Here is a 21,431-nt window from a genome sequence, read left to right as displayed (position 1 = left end):
CAATACCTTGACAACTGCCCAGGTGGCGCGGAGAATTTGCCCATCAGGTCTCAAAGTCTGATGGGTTCTGTGAAAGGCTTGGGGTTGCCGCCCCAAGCCTTTTGCGCTTTTAAGGCCTCACCATCTACTTGGTTATTGGCTGATCATCAATACACCTCCTTCTGGTTTTTCCTGCAGAGTAGAAGAGGCATACCCATGCAAGTCATGGAGAACAGTGCCGGCTACCTGCCCTAGTAGTCCTAGGTTTCTCTTTTTCCTTCCCCTGCCCGAACAGCGGCGTCTCTACTGGCTGCAAGCCACGCAGCTAGATCCTTCACTAGCGCATATTTCCCTCTTCGATTTGGCATCGTGAAGATTGGGATTGGCACGGTCTTCCTAACTAAGGCCTGTCGAAGTGCCTCCATAGATGGATACCCAAGCGCAATCCGTAGCGTTTCGTTGGAAACCACAGGCCCATAGCGAGCGGTCAAGTCATCTTCCAACTCTCTAGCCAGGGAATTCGCATCTTCTAGCTCTGCCATCACAGCTCCCGTCACAACCAGTCATATTCGATACTCTACAAATGCACCTATATTTCAGCCATCCCAGACAGTACTATTAAATTTTGTACTCTATGTTGGTGTGGGAGGTATGGCCAAGTGACTGATTTAAAAGAAATTCAAAAAATTGCAGACGACTTTAGCAGGACCCCGCTAAACCTGAAGCCGTTCAAAAAACGTTCCAGAAAGGATGTGGCGGACGGGTTGCGTGCTGTGTTTTGGTACCACACAGTTCGGCACCAACTGGGCGAAAAATCCAGCTATGCCTTAGAGAAAAGGTTTGATGAGAAGGGCTCGTTCAAACGCAATGCAGATGGGAAATTGATCTATCCCCATAGATGGCAGAAATACTCACATGGAGAGCGTGTCCCAATCCCATCTCTGGTCGTCAACGTTGAAAAGGAATGCAAAGGCTCTGCTAGAAAACTAAACCATGTGCTGTGGGAGGCATTGAGACTAGAGCAACCTGTTTGTCCACATGTTGAAGTTTGGCTCAGAGAGCTTAATCCCGACATACAAATGGTCGTGTTCCACATCGAGCACAGGGAATTCGACGTAATCTATAAACGGGAGAAGATAGGACTACGTCTACTCGGTAAGCTCTCGGATCGGGCCAGCATGGATGCTCTAGCCTGCCTAACAATTCTATTTCGTGAGGCGGTAGAGCTAGAGCGCTTCCACGATGCATTTCTCTTGGGTCGAGAAATTCACTGGATGCTGCTTTTCTTGGGGATTGAATTTCAGCGAAACGGAGTTGGGAAGGAACTCATCAAGCTCTACTGTGACCGCATCTTTCCGATGCTTGCATGGGATGAGCAATGCTTCTTTCCTGAGAGAACAGACTATGTAGGGGCCTCTTGCTTCTTGAATCTATCGCCGTTCTATCATCCAGCTCACAAGGGTAAGTCTCTTTCGTGGGAAACACGTGTCCGCTGTATGCGACGTCTTTCTTCTACCAGAGGAAACTGGGCAGTGATGTTTGGCTTGGATATTGAGTATGGCCCTAATCCAGATAGTCAAGACATACCGAAAAAACTGTTGCAAGAATACGAGCGACGTAAACGTATAGTCGAGCGGGCAAAAGAAGCGATATCTCTCGGCATATCGGATGTTGGATTTCTCTTTGGTAGAAGGCCGCCCCCGAACACTTTTTTCCAGCGGTGATAAATCTGGATTTCTAATGATATTGAGTATTCTCATCAAAACGGCTACCCAGTGACATCGCAAAGTTGCCACCTAGTGGCGCACTAGGCTGCCACCTTATTCCTCCGAAGCTATCTGAGGTAGGGCTTCCTCGGCTTCCGGCCAATAGGCGACGTTTGAGTTGTATGGGGATAGGTCTCGGATATCAATAAGACCCAGAAATCTGAGACTCCATCAATCGAGTAGCTGTTTTTGGATATCAGGTGAGATAGAATGAAAAGATGATGTTTGAGTAATTACTGGGGTTCAGTATGGCGAATTCGCACACAACATTTAGGAACTTGGACGGCGTTTCTCTAAACAGGCTGCACCTTGATTCGCAAAATCCCAGGCATGATCCACTTGAGGATGAGGATGAGATCATTGCGCAGCTTTACAAGGATGAGCAAGTCTATAACCTCGCCAAAGATATCGTTACCAAAGGTTCGTTGAGTCCGCTTGACCGTACGGGGGTCATTGAGATGAATGGCAATCCTGGACACTACATTGTGGTGGAGGGCAACCGCCGAGCATGTGCGCTGAAATTGTTGCACGATCCTCATAAGGCACCGAATGTTGAGGCTCGTACGGCATTTGAAGCATTGGCAAAGCGTTTCGAGGTGCCTGCTACGCTCTCCGTTGTTTTGTTTTCAGATCGTCATGCGGCTCGTCCTTGGATTGGACTACGCCATCTTGGTGCCCAAGATGGCGCAGGAACGCGTTCATGGGATTCTCCTCAGAAATCTCGTTATGCTGAGGTGGAGTCTCCTAATCAGTTAGCACTGGCTGTGCTAGATCGAGCAGAGGAATCAGGCTGGATAGATGCTGGACAGCGGCAACAGCTGGCAATCACGACACTTACCAGATATCTATCTAATCCTCTCGTACGTGCGGCCCTAGGACTCGGCAATAATCGGGAGTTGCAATACACACATGACGCATCCGAAGTAGATGCAGCACTGCGCCAGTTTCTAGAAGACGCGTTCCCTCTTGCTGATGGCAGCACACCGCTGGTCCATTCTCGTTCCAATAAGTTAGATAGAGAAAGCTATGCTAGAGAACTGAGTGTTCGGGGGGTTGCGCCACGTACACTGTTGCCATCGCCAACTAAACCTCCAAAGCCTAGTAAAACTCCTCAGGCAAAAAAACCGCGTGGAAAGCAGCATCCTGACAACCGTAAATATCTTGTGCCGACAGACTTTGTCTTCAATCATGGGGATAAGTCTCTCATTCGTCTGAGGCAGGAGTTCCGTTGTACACCTATTGATGACCACGAGTTTGCGGTGAACTATTTGTTGCGTGCCTTTGTAGAGCGAGTCATGGTGCTATATGCCAAACAACGCAAGGTTCATCAGCCCCAAATGTCAGACCAGAAACTGATGCAAGTTTGTGTCGAAGAACTTGGTAAAGAGGGAGTGCCTGCTAGCAGCTTAAAGTCGATGCGCGTTGCAATGTCTAATGAACATGCCGCATATAGCCTGCATACCCTTGGAGCAGCCGTTCATACGGGCCATGTACCTACTCGAAAGAGTCTTATTGCTGCATGGGATAATTGGGAAGATTCGCTCAAATTAATGCTTGGACGGATCTAGAAAGCGCTGGCCAAACATGACGGTTTTCGTTATCTTACCGTCATGCCTACAACTGAATCCCCATTGAGATATCCTGGTGGCAAGACACAGCTCTCGCCGTTTGTTTGTGATTTGCTGCATGTAAACAATCTTAAGAAGGGGGTGTACGCTGAGCCTTTTGCCGGCGGCGCCGGACTTGCTTGGCGATTGCTATTATCTGGTCATGTTGGAGAGGTATGGCTTAACGATATTGATCCGTGCATATATGCTCTTTGGGATGCAGTACTTAACCAAACAGAACAACTGTGTGAACGGATAGTCGAAACTCCGATTACGATAGACGAGTGGCATTACCAGCGTGGCATACTCTTGGATGGCCATGCTCCTGCGCTGGATCGTGCTTTTGCTACGCTTTTCATGAACAGAACTAATCGCTCGGGCATTCTGCTTGGTGGGATGATTGGTGGGAAGTCTCAAGAAGGAACGTACAAGCTAAATTGCCGGTTTAATCGGAATGAGTTAGTCCGGAAAATTCAGCGGATTGCTCGTCACCGCGATGTGGTTCGGTTGACTCAGCTCGATGCCGCAGAGTGCATCGCGCAATGGTCGAGGGAGCTTCCTCCTAGGTCCCTGATGAATATTGACCCACCATATTTCGTCAAAGGTCAGGAGTTGTATATCAACTTCTACTCTCCAGAAGACCATGCCAGTCTCGCGAATGCTATTCGTCAGTTGCAGTGTCCGTGGATGTTAACTTACGACGATGTACCGCAGATTGAAGAGCTGTACGCCGGACTCCCAATCTATAGAAAAAGTCTCGTTTACTATGCTCAGGTCAAGCGACGGGCTAATGAGCTAATGGTGCTTTCTCCGCGGCTGCAAGCCCCTGAGGGGTTGGCAAAAACGGCTCCTATCGCCGCCTGATGGGTTGTGGATTTGCATATCTGGCGAACTTGATCTTCAAGTCACGTTGATTCAATACTCACAGCGCCGACTTACATCGATTGTAATTGGTTTAGTTTTCGCCATTCCATTACAAGCCCTTTTGTTGCCTGGCAGTATTATCCTTCCGATTGAAGGCTGGGGCAGAGTTATGGGTCAAATACGACCATCTCCTTATCTCCCCCAAGGGGGTAGTGCGGCATAAAATGGCTAGGATATGGTACTGACCCTTGGCAGGGTTTTGATTTCCGCGACACTCGTTGATCGAGGGCCTTTTTCTTTTTCACCTTCCCCTTTTTGTCCCGTCCTCAGAGCGTGCATTCGGCCCGGTTCTGCTGTTCCAGCATGTCGCGCAGGGTCAGGGTGTCGGGGTGGGTGGGGAAGCTGCATTGGGGGCTGCTTTCCCGTTGGCCGCCGAGGAGGGGGCAGGTGCCGAAGAGGTCGGCGACCCAGTCCACGAAGGCGCGGACCTTGGGCGACAGATGGCGGTTCTGCAGGTAGGCCACCGAGATGGGCATGGGGCTGGGGGTGAGGTGGGGCAGCACTTCCTTGAGGGCGCCGGATTCCAGGTGGGGCAGGGCCATCAGCAGGGGTAGCTGGATCAGGCCGAAGCCCTGCAGGGCGCAGTCCAGGTAGGCTTCGGCGTCATTGACCGAGACCTTGCCGGCCATTTTCACCGGGGTGAAGACCCCGTCCACGATGAAGTCCCAGTCGATGGTGCGGCCGGTGCGGGTGGAGAAGTAATGTACCGCCTGGTGCTGCTGCAGGTCGTCGATGCTGTGGGGCGTGCCGTAGCGTTCCAGGTAGTCGGGGGCGCCGCAGGTGATGGACTGGAAGGTGCCGATGCGCCGCGCCACCAGGCTCGAATCCTGCAGTTCGCCGACCCGGATGACGCAGTCCACCGCTTCCCGCACCAGGTCCACGGCCCGGTCCCCCATGCCGATCACCAGCTCCACGTCCGGATAGCGGCTGCTGAAGTCGCACAGGTGGGGAATGAGGATGAGGCGGCCGATGGGTGGCGGCACGTCGATGCGCAGGCGCCCCTTGGGGCCCCGGGCGGCGTCGCGGAAGGAGGCCTCGGTCTCCTCCACCTCCGCCAGGATGCGGGCGCAATGCTCGTAGTAGGCGGCCCCGTCCGGGGTCAGGCTGATGCGGCGGGTGGTGCGGTTGAGCAGGCGCACCTGCAGCAGGGCCTCCAGGTTCTGGATGATGGTGGTGACGGTGGCCCGGGGCAGGCCCAGGGTTTCCGCCGCCCGGGTGAAGCTGTTGGCGTCCACCACCCGGGTGAAGACCTGCATGGCTTGAAAGCGGTCCATGGTGCCGACTCCTCGATTGTTTGCCGATGATGAATAGTATTGTCGAAATATACATGTTTATCCGGTTGTAGATAACACAGAGAATCGCCCCATTGCCAATTCCGGCAGCCTTGGCTGCCCCCGTGCCATGGATGCGATACCCGGCGCTCCGGCGACCCTCGCCGAAGACTTCACCATTCCCGGCCCCCAAGGGGCCATTCCCGCGCGCCTGTACCGCCCCCGGACAGGCGGCCGGCCCCTGCCCGTCGTGCTCTATTTCCACGGCGGCGGCTTTGTCGGCGGCTGCCTGGACGATGCGGACGTGCCGGCCCGCTTCCTCGCCGCCCGGGTGCCGGCCCTGGTGCTGGCGGTCGGTTATGCCCTGGCGCCCGCCCGGCCTTTCCCGGCGGCGCCGGAAGATGCCCATGCCGCGGCCCTGTGGCTGGCGCAGCAGGCCGCGGCCCTGGGCGGCGATGCCTCGCGCCTGGCGGTGGCGGGGGACGATGCGGGGGGCAATCTGGCTGCCTGCCTCACCCTCATGGCCCGGGACCGCAACGCTCCGGCCATTGCCGCCCAGGTGCTGGTGGGGCCCATGCTGGACCCGAGCATGACCCGCCTGGGGGATGGCCAGCGCCTCAATTCCGACCTCAGCGCCGCCGACTGCGCCGCCTGCTACCGCCAGTACCTGCCCCAGCCGCGTCAGCGGCTCCATCCCTATGCCTCGCCCCTGGCCTCGGTGCGCCAGGCCGGCCTGCCGCCGGCCCTGGTGCTTACCGCCGAGTGCGACGTGCTGCACCAGGAGGCGGAGCAGTACGCCGCCGCCCTGATCGAGGCCGGCGTGCCTACCCAGGTGGCCCGTTTCCCCGGCGTCACCCATGCCGCCCTGGCCCGCCATCCGCCGGCCCTGGCCGAGATCGCCCACTTCCTCGGCCACCGCCTTGGTGCCGGGATGGCGGCCGCCCCCAACCAATAAAACCATCCCTTTTCGAGAGGAACTGTCATGCCCCAACTCAAGAAGCGTCTCATCATCGCCGCCGCCCTGGCCGGGCTGGCGGGCCTCGGCGGCACTGCCGCCGTCTTCTATGCCCATGCCGGCGGTACCCCGGCCATGGCGGCCCCGGCCGCCGCCAGCGTCGAGGTGGCGGAGGTGGCCAGCCGCCCCGTCACCGACTGGCAGTCCTATTCGGGCCGCCTGGAGGCGGTGGAAAGGGTGGAACTGCGGCCCCAGGTGTCCGGCGTGCTGACGGCGGTGCATTTCAAGGACGGCAGCCTGGTGAAGAAGGGCGACCTGCTCTTCAGCATCGACCCCCGGCCCTTCGCCGCCGAGGTGGCCCGGGCCCAGGCCCAGCTGGCCGGTGCCGAGGCGCGGGCCGCCTACACCGCCGCCGACCTTGCCCGGGGCGAACGCCTCCTGGCCGAGAACGCCGTCTCCCGCCGCGATTTCGAGGAAAAGCAGAATGCCGCCCGGGAAGCCGCAGCGGCCCTCAAGGCGGCCCAGGCGGCCCTCAAGGTGGCCGAGCTGAACCTGGAATACACCCGCATCACCGCCCCCATCAGCGGCCGCATGTCCCGGGCCGAGGTGACGGTGGGCAACCTGGTGGCGCCGGGCAATGCGGCGCCCCTCACCACCCTGGTCTCCGCCGACAGCATCTACGCCGCCTTCGACGTGGACGAGCAGAGCTATCTGAAATACGTCAGCGGCAGCCAGGGCAAGGGCCTGCCCATCCGCATGGGCCTGGCCGACGAGAGCGGCCACGGCCGGGAAGGGCGCCTGAGTTCCGTGGACAACCGCCTCGACAGCACCTCCGGCACCATCCGCCTGCGGGCCGTCTTCGACAATCCGGACGGGCGGCTGGTGCCCGGCCTCTACGCCCGGGTGCGCCTGGGCAGCGAGGCGCCGCGGGAAGCGGTGCTGGTGGACGAGAAGGCCGTCGGCACCGACCAGGACAAGCGCTTCGTGCTGGTGGTGGACGGCAAGAACCGCACCGCCTATCGGGAGGTGCGCCTGGGGGCGGTGCAGGAAGGCCTGCGGGTGGTGGAGAGCGGCCTCAAGGCCGGCGAGCGCATCGTGGTGAATGGCTTGCAGCGGGTCCGTCCGGGGGACGAAGTGGCGCCCCAGATGGTCTCCATGGGCGGTCGCGAGACGGCCGGCGTGGCCCGGGCGGCGAGCCCGGCGGACAAGGGTTGAGGCGGCGCCATGAACATTTCCAAGTTTTTCATCGACCGCCCCATCTTCGCCGGGGTGCTGTCCATCCTCATCCTCCTGGCCGGGGTGCTGTCCGTCTTCCAGCTGCCCATTTCCGAATACCCGGAAGTGGTGCCGCCCTCGGTGGTGGTGCGGGCCCAGTATCCGGGGGCCAACCCCAAGGTGATCGCCGAGACGGTGGCTGCGCCCCTGGAGGAATCCATCAACGGCGTCGAGAACATGCTGTACATGCAGTCCCAGGCCAATAGCGACGGCAACCTGGCGGTGACGGTGTATTTCAAGCTCGGCATCGATCCGGACAAGGCTCAGCAGCTGGTGCAGAACCGGGTCTCCCAGGCCCTGCCGCGGCTGCCGGAGGACGTGCAGCGCCTGGGCGTGACCACGGTGAAGAGTTCGCCGACCCTGACCCTGGTGGTGCACCTGCTCTCCCCGGACGACCGCTACGACGCCACCTACCTGCGCAACTACGCCGTGCTCAACGTCAAGGACCGGCTGGCCCGGCTCAACGGCGTCGGCGAGGTTTCCATCTGGGGCGCCGGCAACTACGCCATGCGGGTCTGGCTCGATCCCCAGAAGGTGGCCCAGCGCGGCCTCACCGCCGGCGACGTGGTGCGCGCCATCCGCGAGCAGAACGTGCAGGTGGCGGCCGGCGTCATCGGCGCCTCGCCCAATGCGGGGAACGTGCCCCTGCAGTTTTCCGTGAACGCCCAGGGCCGCCTGCAGACGGAGGAGGAATTCCGCGACATCGTGCTCAAGAGCAGCGGCGAGGGCGGCGTCACCCGCCTCGGCGACGTGGCCCGGGTTGAGCTGGACGCGGCCGAATACGGTCTGCGCTCCCTGCTCGACAACAAGCCGGCCATCGGCATGGGCATCATGCAGTCCCCCGGCGCCAACGCCCTGGAAGTCTCCTCCCAGGTACGCGAGGCCATGGCCGAACTGGCCAAGGATTTCCCCGCCTCGGTGGAGTACCGCATCGAATACGACCCCACCCAGTTCGTCCGCGCCAGCATCAAGGCCGTGGTGCATACCCTGCTGGAGGCCATCGCCCTGGTGGTGCTGGTGGTCATCGTCTTCCTGCAGACCTGGCGCGCCTCCATCATCCCCTTGCTGGCGGTGCCGGTGTCCATCGTCGGCACCTTCTCCCTGATGCTGGGCTTCGGCTATTCCATCAACGCCCTGTCCCTGTTCGGCATGGTGCTGGCCATCGGCATCGTGGTGGACGACGCCATCGTCGTGGTGGAGAACGTGGAGCGCAACATCGAGGCCGGGCTGACGCCGCGGGAGGCCACCTACCGGGCCATGCGCGAGGTCAGCGGCCCCATCATCGCCATCGCCCTGACCCTGGTGGCGGTGTTCGTGCCCCTGGCCTTCATGACCGGTCTCACCGGCCAGTTCTACAAGCAGTTCGCCATGACCATCGCCATCTCCACGGTGATCTCGGCCTTCAACTCCCTGACCCTGTCCCCGGCCCTGGCGGCCATGCTGCTCAAGGGCCACGGCAGCGAACCGGACTGGCTGACGCGGCAGATGAACCGCTACCTGGGGGGCTTCTTCGCCGGCTTCAACCGCTTCTTCCGCCGCGCCTCGGACAACTACGGCCGCGGCGTCACCGGCGTGCTGGCGCGCAAGGCCTCGGCCATGGGCGTCTATGCGGTGCTGCTGGGCCTCACCGTGGGCCTCTCCTATCTGGTGCCCGGGGGCTTCGTGCCGGCCCAGGACAAGCAGTACCTGATCGGCTTCGCCCAGCTGCCCAACGGTGCCTCCCTCGACCGCACCGAGGCGGTGATCCGCCAGATGGGGGAGATCGCCCTGGCCCAGCCCGGGGTGCAGAGCGCCATCGCCTTCCCCGGTCTTTCCATCAACGGCTTCACCAACAGCTCCAGCGCCGGCATCGTCTTCGCCACCCTGAAGCCCTTCGACGAGCGGCGCGGCAAGGAGCTGTCGGCGGAAGCCATCGCCGGCGCACTCAACCAGAAGTACGCCGCCATCCAGGAAGCCTTCATCGCCGTCTTCCCGCCGCCGCCGGTGATGGGCCTGGGCACCCTGGGCGGCTTCAAGCTGCAGATCGAGGACCGGGGCGCCCTCGGCTATGCCGAGCTGGACCGGGCGGCCAAGGCCTTCATGGCGGCCGCGTCCAAGGCGCCGGAGCTGGGCCCCATGTTCTCCAGCTACCAGATCAACGTGCCCCAGCTGGACGTGGACCTGGACCGCACCAAGGCCAAGCAGCAGGGTGTCTCCGTCACCGAAGTCTTCGACACCATGCAGATCTACCTGGGCTCCCTCTACGTGAACGACTTCAACCGCTTCGGCCGCGTGTATCAGGTGCGGGCCCAGGCCGACGCGCCGTTCCGCTCCCGGCCGGAGGACATCCTGCAACTGAAGACGCGCAACAACCAGGGCGAGATGGTGCCCCTTTCCTCCCTGGTCAAGGTCAGCACCGGCTTCGGTCCGGAAATGGTGGTGCGCTACAACGGCTACACCGCGGCCGACATCAACGGCGGCCCGGCCCCCGGCTTCTCCTCGGCCCAGGCCGAGGCGGCGGTGGAGCGGGTGGCCGCCGAGACCCTGCCCCGGGGCGTCAAGTTCGAATGGACCGACCTCACCTACCAGAAGATCCTGGCGGGCAACGCCGGCATCTGGGTCTTTCCCATCAGCCTCCTGCTGGTGTTCCTGGTACTGGCGGCCCAGTACGAAAGCCTGACCCTGCCCCTGGCGGTGATCCTGATCGTGCCCATGAGCATCCTGGCGGCCCTCACCGGCGTCTGGCTTACCGGCGGCGACAACAACATCTTCACCCAGATCGGCCTGATGGTGCTGGTGGGGCTGGCCTGCAAGAACGCCATCCTCATCGTCGAGTTCGCCCGGGAATTGGAAATGCAGGGCAGCACGCCGATGCAGGCGGCCATCGACGCCAGCCGGCTGCGGCTGCGGCCCATCCTCATGACCTCCATCGCCTTCGTCATGGGCGTGGTGCCCCTGGTGCTGTCCAGCGGCGCCGGTTCCGAGATGCGCCACGCCATGGGCATCGCCGTGTTCTTCGGCATGCTCGGCGTCACCTTCTTCGGCCTCTTCCTGACGCCGGCCTTCTACGTCCTGCTGCGCACCCTGGACAAGCGCCACAAGCTCCATTCCGCGGCCCACCACGAGGCCCCCATCACCGCCGTGCCGTCCCTGGAACAGCCCCGTTGAGACGGCAGGAGAGAACCATGATCCCAAGCACAATGCGAATCCCCAGCTTCAAGCCGGCGTTGCCGCTCCTGCTGCTGGCCCTGGCCGGCTGCGCCGTGACGCCTCCCTATCAGCGCCCGGCGGTGGAAACGCCCGCCGCCTTCAAGGAAGCCCCGGCGGAGGGCCAGTGGAAAACCGCCGAGCCGGCGGAGGCCCAGCCCCGGGGCGAGTGGTGGAAGGTCTTCGCCGATCCGGTGCTGGACACCCTGGAAGCCCAGGCCGCCGTCGCCAACCAGGACCTCAAGGCCGGCCTGGCCCGCCTGGCCCAGGCCCGGGCCCTGCAGCAGAACGCCCGCTCGGCCCTCTTTCCCCAGGTCGGGGTCGGCTTCGGCCCCACCCGCCAGCGTCCCTCGCCGGCTTCCCAGGGCCTGCCGGCGGAGGCCGAGACCAGCCCGGCCACCCTGTGGCGGGCCCAGGCCAGCGTCTCCTACGAGGCCGACCTGTTCGGCCGGGTCAGCAGCGGGGTGGCGGCGGCCGGCGCCGATGCGGCCCAGCGCCAGGCCCTGTTCCATTCCCTGCAGCTGGCCATCCAGGCCGACGTGGCCCAGGCCTATTTCTCCCTGCGGGAGCTGGACGCCCTGGCGGCCCTCTACGCCGACACCGTGGCCCTGCGCCAGCAGACCCTGCAACTGTTCCAGCGCCGCTTCGATGCCGGCGACGTGGGCGAGCTGGAACTGGCCCGGGCCCGCACCGAGCTGGCCGGGGCCGAGGCCGAAGCGGTGGGTGTGGAACGCCAGCGGGCCGTGGCCGAACACGCCCTGGCGGTACTGCTGGGCCAGGCCCCGGCCGCCTTCAGCCTGCCGCCGGCGCCCCTGGGCCGCATCACGGTGCGGGTGCCCGCCGGCCTGCCGTCGGCCCTGCTGGAACGGCGGCCCGACATCGCCGCCGCCGAGCAGGCCATGGTGGCCGCCAACGCCCGCATCGGCAGCGCCCGGGCCGCCTTCTTCCCGCGCCTCAGCCTGACCGGCGCCCTGGGCTACGAATCGTCGGAGCTGGGGGACCTCTTCAAGTGGTCCAGCCGCGCCTTCGTCCTCGGCCCCCTGGTGGGCACCATGCTGTCCCTGCCCATTTTCGACGGCGGCGCCCGCCAGGCCGGGGTGGACCAGGCCACGGCGGTGTTCGACGAGGAGGCGGCCAAGTACCGCCAGAGCGTGCTGCAGGCCTTCAAGGAGGTGGAGGACAACCTGGCCCACCTGCGCCTGCTGGACCGGCAATCCGCCTCCCAGGACCAGGCGGTGCAATCCGCCGCCCGGGCCGCCCGGCTGTCCCAGCTGCAATACCGGGAGGGGGCCCTGAGCTACCTCGGTGTTCTCGATGCGGACCGCAGCGTGCTGCAGCAGCGGCGGGCGGCGGTGCAACTGGACGGCGACCGGGCCCGGGCCACGGTGGCCCTGATCCGGGCCATCGGCGGCAGCTGGGGCGAGGGCGGGAAAGACGGCGTAGAGGATGCCGGAAAAGGGGGCGAGGCCACGCCGGCCCCGGCACTCCCGGCGCCGGCGGAGGCGCCCCTGGCCCGCCTGGATGGGGCACAGCCGGCGCATTGAGGCATGGCCGGGAGGCGCGCCGGTGGCGGGTCTCCGGGCATCCATGCCTATGAGGAAGATGGGGTGCGGCTCCTGGCAGAGGGGCCGCGGTAATGCCCGCTCAGTCCCGCGTGGCGGGCAGGGCGGCGGCGTAGGCCCGTTTGGCCGCCGCCGTCAGGCGCTTGATGCGGTATTCGGCCTTGGAGGCCGCGGAGCGGTCCGGGTGGGCTTCCCAGCCCAGCAGCCGGGCCGGTGGATGGGCCCGGGTGTAGCGGGCGCCTTTGCCCTCGGCGTGGGCGGCGTAACGGGCCGCCACGTCGGTGGTGATGCCGGTGTAGATGCTGCCGTCGGCGCATTCGATGAGATAGAGGAACCAGGGCCGGCCGGCGGCCGGTGCCTCTGCGGGTTCTTCCGGCAACGCATCAGGCAAGGAATCAGGCAACGTATCCGGCAACGCTGCCGGGGGGCGTTCCGCCCTTTCCTTGCCCGCTGCCTGCGCCGCCTTTTTACGCGGCTTTTTCACTGCTGCTGCCGCCGCTGCCTTGACCATTTCCACCACGATTTTTCGAGCGGCGTTCACGGCTGAAGCGTCGCCCGGGCCGCGGCGGCGGCGATGGCGTCGGCGATGACGGGGGCCAGGGCGGCGGGGAAGTCGTGGCCCATGCCCGGCACCAGGCGCAGTTCGGCGCCGGGAATGTGGGCCGCCACGTCTTCGCCGCAGGCCGGCGGAATGAGGGGGTCGGCGGCGCCGTGCAGCACCACCGTGGGCGCCCGGATGCCGGCCAGCAGGGGGCGCCGGTCGCCGTGGGCGAGGATGGCGGCCATCTGCCGGGCCACGCCCCTGGGGTCGAAGCTGCGCTCGTATTCGGCGGCGAACATGGCCTGCAGTTGTTGCGGGTCTTCCGGGTAGGCCGGGCTGGCGATGGCCTGGTAGCGCTGCAGGGCGTCGGCGACGATGGTGTCCCGCTGCCGTTCCCGGGGCAGGGGGGCGAACAGGGCGGCGGCCGCGGCGGGCGTGGGCGGCGGCAGGGAAGGGTGGCCGCTGCTGGACATGATGCTGGTGAGGGAGAGCACCCGCTGCGGGTAGCGGGCGGCGACGATCTGGGCGATGGCGCCGCCCATGGAGGCGCCGGCGATGTGGGCCCGGCGAATGGCCAGGGCGTCGAGCAGGCCGACGCAGTCGGCTGCCATGTCGTCCAGCGTATACGCGGGTTCCAGGGGCATGCCCCGGAGCGCCGCGCCCAGATTGGGCACCGGGGCATGGTCCAGGTGGGTGGACAGCCCCGCATCCCGGTTGTCGAAGCGGATCAGGCGGAAGCCCCGTTGCAGCAGGGCCTCGCACAGGGCCCGGGGCCAGCGGGTGAGGGGCACGCCCAGGCCCATGATGAGCAGCAGGGGCGGCGCCTCGGCCGGGCCTTCGAGCAGCACTTCCAGTTCGATTCCATTGACGGCGAGACGGGGCATGGCGGGCAGGGGCTGGGGATCGGGACGGGGCATACCTTAGCAGATATGCCCCGCCGCGGTCCGCTCCAGGTGCGGCTTCTGGCGTGCCTGCCGGCGTGTTTCTCGGCGAGCACGCCGCGCCGGGTCAGGCGGCGGCCGGCGTCAGCCAGTCGGCGTGGGCCCTGTCTTCGCCCCGGACGCAGGCGAAGTAGCGCTGCTGCAGCAGGCGCGTCACCGGGCCGGGCTGGCCTGTGCCGATGGTGCGGCGGTCCACCTCCACCACCGGTGTCACCTCGGCGGCGGTGCCGGTGAGGAAGACCTCGTCGGCGCAATAGACCTCGTCCCGGGTGATGCGCTTGGCCCGCAGGGTGAGGCCCGCCTCCCGGGCCAGGACGTGGATGCTGCGGCGGGTGATGCCGTCCAGGGCCGAGGTGGTTTCCGGCTCCAGCAGTTCCCCATCCCGCACCAGAAACAGGTTTTCCCCCGAGCCTTCGGCCACGTAGCCTTCCGTGTCCAGCAGCAGGGCCTCGTCGTAGCCGTCGCGGCGGGCTTCCCGCACCGCCAGGATGGAGTTGCTGTAGGTGGAGATGGCCTTGGCCCGGCACATCTGCACATTGGGATGGTGCCGGGCGTAGGAGGAGATGCGCACCCGGATGCCCTGCTCCAGGGCGTCGCCGCCCAGGTAGGCCCCCCAGGGCCAGGCCGCCACCATGACGTGGGTTTGGGCCCCGGCCGGGTCCACCCCCACCTTCTCCGGTCCGAGGAAGACCAGGGGACGGATGTAGGCGCTGTCGAGGCCGTTGCGGCTGACCGCCTCGCGGCAGACCCGGGCCAGCTCTGCCCGGGGCCAGGGCAGGTCGATGGCCAGGATGTGGGCCGAATCGGCGAGGCGGCGCAGGTGTTCTTCCAGGCGGAAGATGGCCGGCCCCCGGGGCGTGGCATAGGCCCGGATGCCTTCGAAGCAGCCGTAACCGTAGTGCAGGGTGTGGCTGAGGACGTGCACTTTGGCGTCGCGCCAGGGCAGCCAGTGGCCGTCGAGCCAGATGAAACCGTCGCGGTTTTCCATGGACATGGGAGTTCCTCCAATACGTCGTGTGGGCAGAGCGTGGGCAAAAACAGCCCCTGCCGGCGGCAGGGGCGGCCAAGCCCGCCCGGGGGTGGGGGCGGCGCGGGTTTCCGGACGTGGATGGAACGGCGGGGCGCCGGCCCGCCGCTGCCCGGTGGGGCGGCGGTGGCACAGCGGATGCAGCGGTAGGGCAAGGATGGGGCGCCGAGAGGCACCATTCAAACAAATTAAATTAGCGTCAGATGAAATTAGTTCACTCGATTAGCGCTCAAGAAGGATCTGATTCCGTACTCCGACCCGTCTTGTGGACACCTTTTGCAAAAATGGCGACTCCCGAGAAAATTGGGATCCCTAGATGTAGCGTAAGCGTCGTGATGGCAGCCAAACGCGAAACAGTGAATTTCGTCCTGTTTCTCTGTCTCGATTTGATGACTCTCCGCCTATTGGCTGCTGACCCAGTCGTGAATAGCTTGGTCTGTCTGCTCATCCAGCACGAACTGCTCACGTAAACACAGTGAACGAACGTTATCAGCCAGTTTCTTGGCCAGTGTGGTCTCGTCGTTTGGTCCATCGTCGAATGAGTGGCCACGCATGCTTAACCCCCGCAGCACATGAGTCACATCGGCACGACTGACAGGAAGTCCTGTTTCCTTGCACGAATCGCGTACGCGCTTGCCGGTTTCCATGAGATGAAATGGCGTCTTTCCGACATCCTTGGAGATCAGGGTAATCAGATTGCGATACTTCTCCGGTGTCAGCAATGGAACATCGGTTACTTCGTGAATCTGCTTGGCGATGTTGTAGAGATTTTTGTCCGTCCATTCGGCTGCACCGGTCTGGGAGGCTTGGTTAATTCTATCAGGGGGCCTGGAGGGGTCGTAAGCAACCCCGCCCGAGCCGTTCCAATTGAACTCAATGGGTTTGACGTCGAGTGACTCTACAAATCTGCGGAAAGTGCCTTTGCCTGCCCAATCGGTTGCCAAGTTTCCATCAAGGCTGATCAACATTGTGGCGAGCCGGCCACAAGAAACAGGTTGGGAGGCTTTGGTGACCTCACTTCTGATGGTCTCGATCGCGGTATCCACCAGCTTGGCCTGCTTTCCGTTTGCAGGCCTATGATTTGGCGGGGCCGGCAATGCGTGCCTCTGTGGATCGCGAATGGTTCCGCCGGATTCCCAGCAGACGACCAGTGGATCGAGCCGCAGCGAATCAATTAGTGCCCGGAAACTGCCTAGCCCCGCCCAGGAGGAGGCATCTAATCCCTCAATCCGGTTCAACAGCAGGGAAGCAATTCTTGCCAGAGATACTGGCGTTGTTGCTTCCTGAACAGCCTGCTGGATCAGTTGTAGTGCCAGCTGCTTGCATTCACTGGCCGAAGGTCCGCTAGGCAGGGCCTCAGTGGGCGGAAGGACCGGTGATTCCTCGAAGATCAAAGCGTTGCGGACAAATTCGTCCTGATCGATCAGCAAATCGGCCGAGGCACGATAGGCCGCCGAAGGAAAACCGATGGCCAGTACGGTGGTACGCCGATCCCAGCGGCGCAGCTTGCGCAGCACCGGAGTAAAGTCGGCATCGGCCGAGAAAACGATAAATTCGTCGTAGCGGGTTTCATGCTGTAGCAGGTCTACGATGTCCAGCACCATGTTGATGTCTGTGCTGGTCTTGCCTTCGCTGGTTAAGGCCGGGCAGTCAATGATCTCGAAACCGGCCAAGTTGAATGACGGCCGAAATCGCTGATAAGCCTGCGGATTCAGGTAGCAGCGACGTACCAGCACCCGTCGTTTGGCGCCAGGGGAGACCGGCTCTGGCATTTCCAGCGATTTGATGAGCCAGTTCATCCAGACTGTTGGGTTGCGAGCGAATTGGTCGGCCGTTTCCTGGTCGAGACGGCGTAAGCCGGAATAGACGTTGTCGAAGTCGACAAAGAGTGCACTTTTCATGATGGGGTGTTTGCCTCAAGCTTTCGGTGGCCTTCCAGTTTCTCAACCAAATCGGCACGAAGTTATGATCGTCAGGGCTCGTCGGTGACCGGGGGGAAACAGAAGATGCTCAACCTCCCGAAATGCCGAACAGGCTACAAATGACTGGGGTAGTCCAGTGAGTCGTTACCATCAAACAAGTGATGCGCCGCTTGTTTTATGACATTGAGTTTATCATCGTGCTGGTCTGGCTGGCTTCAGGCCTGCACCTTGGCTAGAAAACCGTCGGGCACCCGGGTCACCTTGCGCGGGCCGTAGTCGAAGAAGACGATGCCGGTCTTTCCCCGGGCCACTTCCCGGCCGCCTTCCTTGTCGCTCATGCGCCACAGCAGGTCGCAGCCGTACTTGTTGAAATCCGCCGGCGCCATTTCCACCACCATGGTCTCGCCGTGGAAGGCTTCGGCCTTGTACTGCAGGGCCGCGTCCACCACCACGATGCCCACGCCTTCCACGTCCAGCTCGGTGTAGCCGAGGGACTTGAAGAAGCGCACCCGGGCTTCCGACACCAGGGTCAGCAGCAGGGCGTTGTCCAGGTGGCCGCCGTAATTGATGTGGCCGATGTAGAGGGGAATCTCGGTGGCAAAGGCAAAGTGTTCGGGCAGTTCGATCTGGATGCGGGCCATGGTCTGGGTCGGGAGTGAGTGGCTGACTGCCGGATGCTAACCCAAGGCGGCGGCGGGACAAATCGCCGCAGGTCCGGATGGCTGCCAAGCCCGCGCCATTTGTTTGCTACCATCCCGTACGTGATCATCTGCATGGCGTACGCATGTCAGCCAAACGGCCCAAGCTTTACCTCGTCTTCTTCATCCTGGCCGTCCTCGGCACGGTGGTGCCAGCCGCCTTCCTGCTCGGCTCGGCCTATTACAGCGAACACCGCCAGGCCGCCCAGGATGCGCGCAATGTCTCCGGCGTGCTGGAGGCCCGTCTCGAGGCCACCCTGCGCCGCATCGAGTCCAACCTGGGGGAACTGGTGGCCGACCTGCCGCGCCAGGCCCTGCATCCCAAGGCCTTTTCCCGCTACGGCGAAGCCATGCAGCGGCAGTTGGCCATGCGGGCCAGCCATTTTCCGGAGATCGTCGGCCTGCGCATCATCGATGCGGAAGGCAATGTGCTCTATGCCTCGGATGTCACCCGGCCCCGGGTGAATGTGGCGGACCGCAGCTACTTCCAGGCCCTGCGCCGGGAGCCCCAGACCCGCCTGTTTTTCTCCGAAGTGGCGGTGGGGCGCATTTCCGGCCGTACCCAGCTGGTGGTCGCCATGCCCATCCGCCGGGCCGACGGCAGCTTCGCCGGGGTGGCGATGGCGCCCCTGGAAATGCGCTATTTTCAGCAACTCTTCGACGCCATCGACCTGGGGCCCCGGGGGGGCATTACCTTCCGCCGCTCCGACGACGGCCGCCTGGTGCTGCGCCGGCCCGAGCGGCCGGGCACGGTGAACCAGACCCTGAGCAACAATCCCATGCACCTGCGGGTGGAGGCCGGCGAGCGGGAGGGCGTCATCAGCTACCGGGCGGCCCTCGACCAGATGGAGCGGGTATACGCCTTCAAGCGCATCGGCGACTTTCCCTTCTACGTGGCGGTGGGCATCGCCGCCAAGGATTTCCTGGCGCCCTGGTACCTGACCCTGGGCATTACCAGTGGCGTCGAGCTGATTTTCCTCGCCGGCCTGGGGCTGCTGCTGTGGCGCCTGGACCGGGCGGAGCGGCGCCGGGCCGCGGCCAGCCAGGCGCTGGCCAGCAGCGAGCGGCGTTTCCAGCAACTGCTCGATTCCGCCGGCGAGGGCATCTGCGGCCTGGACCGGCAAGGCCGGCTGACCTTCGCCAACCCGGCGGCCCGGCGCCTGCTGGGCTACGGGGAGGAACTGCCCCGGGGCGATTTCCTGCAGCAGGTGCACGCCGACGATGCGGGTGCCGCCCTGCGCACCTGCCTGGAGGAGGACCGCTCGGTGCACAGCGACGACGCGCTGTTCGCCCGGGCCGACGGCAGCCGTTTCCCGGTGCAGTACGACCTCTATCCCCTGGCCCAGGAAGCGGGCGTGGCCCAGGGCGCGGTGCTGCTCTTTGCCGACATCGCCGAGCGCAAGCGCCACGCCGACCAGATCGAATACCTGGCCCACCACGACGCCCTCACCGGCCTGCCCAACCGGCTCCTGGCCGAGGACCGCTTCAACCAGGCCCTCGCTGCCGCCAGCCGCCGCGGCGAACAGGTGGCCCTGCTCTTCCTCGACCTGGACGGCTTCAAGACCATCAACGACTCCCTCGGCCACGAGGTGGGGGACAAGGTGCTGCGGGCCGTGGCCGACCGCCTGCGCAGCCACCTGCGGGAGAGCGACACGGTGAGCCGCTTCGGCGGCGACGAGTTCCTGGTGATCATGCCCGGGCTGCAGCAGGTGGAAGTGATCTACCCGGTGATCGGCAAGCTGCTGGCCTGTCTGGAACAACCCCTGGCCCTGGAGCACTACCAGCTGTCCACTTCCGTTTCCATCGGCGTCGCCGTCTTCCCCCACGACGGACGGGACTTCACCACCCTGATGCAGAAGGCCGACACGGCCATGTACCACGCCAAGGACGCGGGCCGGAACACCTACCGCCTCTTCGACGAGGCCATGAACCTGCACGCCCAGGAGACCCTGCGCCTGCGCAACAACTTCCAGCGCGGCCTGGACGGCGATGAATTCGTGCTGCACCTGCAACCCCAGGTGGACCTGGCCAGCGGCCAGGTGGTGGGGGCCGAGGCCCTGGTGCGCTGGCAGGACGGCAGCCGGCTGATTGCCCCGGCCCATTTCATCCCGGTGGCCGAGAGCAGCGGCTTCATCGTGCCCCTGGGCCAGTGGGTGCTGCGGGAATCCTGTCGTCTGGCGGCCCGCTGGCAGCGGGAGCTGGGACGGGAGGTGACCATCGCCGTGAACATCTCCGCCATCCAGTTCAAGCGCGGCGACCTGGAGCGCACCGTGGCCGAGGCCCTGGCCGAGAGCGGCCTGCCGCCCCATCTGCTGGAGCTGGAGCTGACCGAGAGCACCCTGCTCAACCAGACCGAATCCGTGCTGTCCACCCTGCGCACCCTGCGGGACCAGGGGGTACGCCTGTCCATCGACGATTTCGGCACCGGCTATTCCAGCCTGGCCTATCTGAAACGCCTGGCGGTGAACAAGCTGAAGATCGACCAGTCCTTCGTGCGCAACCTGGACGGCGATGCGGAGGATGCGGCCATCGTTCGCGCCATCATCGAAATGGCCCACCGCCTCAACCTGCGCACCGTGGCCGAAGGGGTGGAAACGGTGGAGGTGCTGCAGAGCCTCCGCCGCTTCGCCTGCGACGAGGCCCAGGGCTACTACTTCGCCCGGCCCCTGCCGGTGGATGAGTTCGAGCGCTTCCTGGCCAGCTGGCCGGGGCTGCTGCCGGGGCGCATGGCCTACTGAGACGGGCGGGAGTTCGCCGCTGGCGAGTCGGCCTCACTGTTGGGGCACGGCGGACGGCCGCCCGCTGCCCTCCGGCGACATGCCCTAGGCGGCCTTGGCCGAGCGCACCAGCCAGCGGATGAAGTCCATGGCGCCCCGCTTCTCCTGCACTGCCGGCGGCGCCACCACGTAGAAGCTGCGGTCCGGGCAGTCTGCCGCGAAGGGCCGGCTGAGGCGGCCCTCGGCCAGGTAGGGAGCCGCCAGGGTCTCCGCCATGAGGGCCACGCCGTGGCCCGCCACCGCCGCTTCCAGCATCAGCAGGGCATCCTCGTAGAGTGGGCCCTCCTTGGGCTCGGCATGCTTGACCCCGGCGGCGGCAAACCAGCGCTGCCAGGAGAGCAGGGGGTGGCGTAGCAGGCGTACCTTGTCCAGATCGGCTGGAGTGTGCAGTTGGGCCGCCAGGGCCGGGCTGCAGACGGGGAAGACCCGCTCCTCGAACAGCTTCCAGGCCAGCAGCCCGGGCCATTCCTCCTCGCCATAGCGCAGGCCGATGTCGGCCTCGCCGGCCAGCAGGGGAGCCAGGCTGGTGGCGGTGCCCAGGCTGAATTCCGTTTCCGGGTGCTGCTGCTGCCAGGCCGCCACCCGGCTTACCAGCCACTTGCTGCCCAGGGCCGGGGCGGCGGAAATGCGCAGGCGGGTTTTCTCCGGCGCCCGCAGTTCGGCGCTGGCCTCGTCCAGGCGCAGCAGGGTGTCCCGCACCACGGCCAGGTAGCGGCGGCCGGCGGCGGTGAGGGCGATGGCCCGGTGCCGCCGCTCGAACAGACTCTGGCCCAGGTGTTCTTCCAGCAGGCGGATGCGGTGGCTCACTGCCGAGGGCGTCAGGTGCAGGGCTTCGGCGGCGGCGAGAAAACTGCCCAGGCGGGCGGCAGCCTCGAAGGCGGGCAGGGTGTGCAGGGGCGGCAGGTCGTGCATGGCGGCGGCGGGTCGGAATCCAGCCTGCATTGTGACCCGGCAGCCGGCGGTGAAGCCAGCTTGCCGGGATACATTGAGCAATTACGGT

At 64.1% G+C, this 21,431-nt stretch carries 15 protein-coding genes; 8 read left to right on the top strand and 7 right to left on the bottom strand.

Going from position 1 to position 21,431, the window contains the following annotated elements:
• Positions 1 to 638 precede the first annotated feature (638 nt).
• From ACLSSQ_RS11905 to ACLSSQ_RS11895, 3 genes are all read left to right on the top strand, one after another.
• The gene (locus ACLSSQ_RS11905; protein ID WP_416242803.1) at positions 639 to 1,703 is read left to right on the top strand and encodes a hypothetical protein; all 1,065 of its coding nucleotides are present in this window, start codon (positions 639 to 641) and stop codon (positions 1,701 to 1,703) included.
• Between the two features lie 290 nt (positions 1,704 to 1,993).
• Entirely contained in the window at positions 1,994 to 3,313 is a 1,320-nt protein-coding gene (locus ACLSSQ_RS11900) for a hypothetical protein (protein ID WP_416242802.1), read from the top strand.
• Positions 3,314 to 3,355: 42 nt separating this feature from the next.
• Positions 3,356 to 4,216 (top strand): DNA adenine methylase, encoded by an 861-nt coding sequence (locus ACLSSQ_RS11895; protein ID WP_416242801.1) that lies wholly within the window; start codon positions 3,356 to 3,358, stop codon positions 4,214 to 4,216.
• 326 nt (positions 4,217 to 4,542) lie between these two features.
• Here the strand turns inward: ACLSSQ_RS11895 and ACLSSQ_RS11890 are convergent, their stop codons facing one another.
• Positions 4,543 to 5,550, bottom strand: coding sequence for a LysR family transcriptional regulator (locus ACLSSQ_RS11890; RefSeq protein ID WP_014237090.1), 1,008 nt, complete (start codon positions 5,548 to 5,550; stop codon positions 4,543 to 4,545).
• Positions 5,551 to 5,677: 127 nt separating this feature from the next.
• Between ACLSSQ_RS11890 and ACLSSQ_RS11885 the strand changes: the two genes are divergently transcribed.
• The 4 genes from ACLSSQ_RS11885 to ACLSSQ_RS11870 are packed head-to-tail and all read left to right on the top strand — an operon-like array spanning position 5,678 to position 12,507.
• On the top strand, positions 5,678 to 6,502 hold the full coding sequence (locus ACLSSQ_RS11885; RefSeq protein ID WP_416242800.1) for an alpha/beta hydrolase fold domain-containing protein: 825 nt from the start codon (positions 5,678 to 5,680) through the stop codon (positions 6,500 to 6,502).
• A gap of 27 nt (positions 6,503 to 6,529) precedes the next feature.
• The gene (locus ACLSSQ_RS11880; protein WP_152089489.1) at positions 6,530 to 7,717 is read left to right on the top strand and encodes an efflux RND transporter periplasmic adaptor subunit; all 1,188 of its coding nucleotides are present in this window, start codon (positions 6,530 to 6,532) and stop codon (positions 7,715 to 7,717) included.
• A gap of 9 nt (positions 7,718 to 7,726) precedes the next feature.
• Entirely contained in the window at positions 7,727 to 10,924 is a 3,198-nt protein-coding gene (locus tag ACLSSQ_RS11875; RefSeq protein ID WP_416242799.1) for an efflux RND transporter permease subunit, read from the top strand.
• A gap of 17 nt (positions 10,925 to 10,941) precedes the next feature.
• Positions 10,942 to 12,507 (top strand): efflux transporter outer membrane subunit, encoded by a 1,566-nt coding sequence (locus tag ACLSSQ_RS11870; protein WP_416242798.1) that lies wholly within the window; start codon positions 10,942 to 10,944, stop codon positions 12,505 to 12,507.
• A gap of 100 nt (positions 12,508 to 12,607) precedes the next feature.
• Here the strand turns inward: ACLSSQ_RS11870 and ACLSSQ_RS11865 are convergent, their stop codons facing one another.
• The 5 genes from ACLSSQ_RS11865 to ACLSSQ_RS11845 all read right to left on the bottom strand — a co-directional run bounded on the left by ACLSSQ_RS11865 (position 12,608) and on the right by ACLSSQ_RS11845 (position 17,597).
• The gene (locus ACLSSQ_RS11865; protein WP_416242797.1) at positions 12,608 to 13,066 is read right to left on the bottom strand and encodes a GIY-YIG nuclease family protein; all 459 of its coding nucleotides are present in this window, start codon (positions 13,064 to 13,066) and stop codon (positions 12,608 to 12,610) included.
• A complete protein-coding gene (locus ACLSSQ_RS11860) occupies positions 13,063 to 13,983 on the bottom strand; it encodes an alpha/beta fold hydrolase (RefSeq protein WP_416242796.1) in 921 nt (306 codons plus the stop codon). The genes ACLSSQ_RS11865 and ACLSSQ_RS11860 overlap by 4 nt, the downstream gene beginning before the upstream one ends.
• 91 nt (positions 13,984 to 14,074) lie before the next feature.
• A complete protein-coding gene (locus tag ACLSSQ_RS11855) occupies positions 14,075 to 15,001 on the bottom strand; it encodes a branched-chain amino acid transaminase (RefSeq protein ID WP_416242795.1) in 927 nt (308 codons plus the stop codon).
• Positions 15,002 to 15,435: 434 nt separating this feature from the next.
• On the bottom strand, positions 15,436 to 16,935 hold the full coding sequence (locus ACLSSQ_RS11850) for an NYN domain-containing protein (RefSeq protein ID WP_416242794.1): 1,500 nt from the start codon (positions 16,933 to 16,935) through the stop codon (positions 15,436 to 15,438).
• A gap of 236 nt (positions 16,936 to 17,171) precedes the next feature.
• The gene (locus ACLSSQ_RS11845) at positions 17,172 to 17,597 is read right to left on the bottom strand and encodes an acyl-CoA thioesterase (protein ID WP_416242793.1); all 426 of its coding nucleotides are present in this window, start codon (positions 17,595 to 17,597) and stop codon (positions 17,172 to 17,174) included.
• Between the two features lie 143 nt (positions 17,598 to 17,740).
• On the opposite strand from ACLSSQ_RS11845, the gene ACLSSQ_RS11840 reads away from it, so the two are divergent.
• Positions 17,741 to 20,392 carry an EAL domain-containing protein gene (locus tag ACLSSQ_RS11840; RefSeq protein WP_416242792.1) on the top strand — a complete coding sequence of 884 codons (2,652 nt, stop codon included), beginning with the start codon at positions 17,741 to 17,743 and terminating at the stop codon, positions 20,390 to 20,392.
• A gap of 84 nt (positions 20,393 to 20,476) precedes the next feature.
• Here ACLSSQ_RS11840 and ACLSSQ_RS11835 read toward each other — a convergent pair whose 3' ends face one another.
• Positions 20,477 to 21,373, bottom strand: a complete 897-nt coding sequence (locus ACLSSQ_RS11835) for a LysR substrate-binding domain-containing protein (RefSeq protein WP_416242791.1) — start codon at positions 21,371 to 21,373, stop codon at positions 20,477 to 20,479.
• Positions 21,374 to 21,431: the final 58 nt, after the last annotated feature.

Origin of the sequence: Azospira sp. APE16, assembly GCF_047901315.1 — a bacterium.
Lineage (GTDB): Bacteria > Pseudomonadota > Gammaproteobacteria > Burkholderiales > Rhodocyclaceae > Azospira > Azospira oryzae.
Note: the sequence above shows the minus strand (reverse complement) of the source record. Positions and strands in the feature narration are given on the sequence as shown.

Coding starts and splice junctions, on each gene's coding strand:
- ACLSSQ_RS11900 (WP_416242802.1), top strand. CDS start 1,994: ATGGCGAATTCGCACACAACATTTAGGAACTTGGACGGCGTTTCTCTA.
- ACLSSQ_RS11895 (WP_416242801.1), top strand. CDS start 3,356: ATGCCTACAACTGAATCCCCATTGAGATATCCTGGTGGCAAGACACAG.
- ACLSSQ_RS11890 (WP_014237090.1), bottom strand. CDS start 5,550: ATGGACCGCTTTCAAGCCATGCAGGTCTTCACCCGGGTGGTGGACGCC.
- ACLSSQ_RS11885 (WP_416242800.1), top strand. CDS start 5,678: ATGGATGCGATACCCGGCGCTCCGGCGACCCTCGCCGAAGACTTCACC.
- ACLSSQ_RS11880 (WP_152089489.1), top strand. CDS start 6,530: ATGCCCCAACTCAAGAAGCGTCTCATCATCGCCGCCGCCCTGGCCGGG.
- ACLSSQ_RS11875 (WP_416242799.1), top strand. CDS start 7,727: ATGAACATTTCCAAGTTTTTCATCGACCGCCCCATCTTCGCCGGGGTG.
- ACLSSQ_RS11870 (WP_416242798.1), top strand. CDS start 10,942: ATGATCCCAAGCACAATGCGAATCCCCAGCTTCAAGCCGGCGTTGCCG.
- ACLSSQ_RS11860 (WP_416242796.1), bottom strand. CDS start 13,983: ATGCCCCGTCCCGATCCCCAGCCCCTGCCCGCCATGCCCCGTCTCGCC.
- ACLSSQ_RS11855 (WP_416242795.1), bottom strand. CDS start 15,001: ATGTCCATGGAAAACCGCGACGGTTTCATCTGGCTCGACGGCCACTGG.
- ACLSSQ_RS11850 (WP_416242794.1), bottom strand. CDS start 16,935: ATGAAAAGTGCACTCTTTGTCGACTTCGACAACGTCTATTCCGGCTTA.
- ACLSSQ_RS11845 (WP_416242793.1), bottom strand. CDS start 17,597: ATGGCCCGCATCCAGATCGAACTGCCCGAACACTTTGCCTTTGCCACC.
- ACLSSQ_RS11840 (WP_416242792.1), top strand. CDS start 17,741: ATGTCAGCCAAACGGCCCAAGCTTTACCTCGTCTTCTTCATCCTGGCC.
- ACLSSQ_RS11835 (WP_416242791.1), bottom strand. CDS start 21,373: ATGCAGGCTGGATTCCGACCCGCCGCCGCCATGCACGACCTGCCGCCC.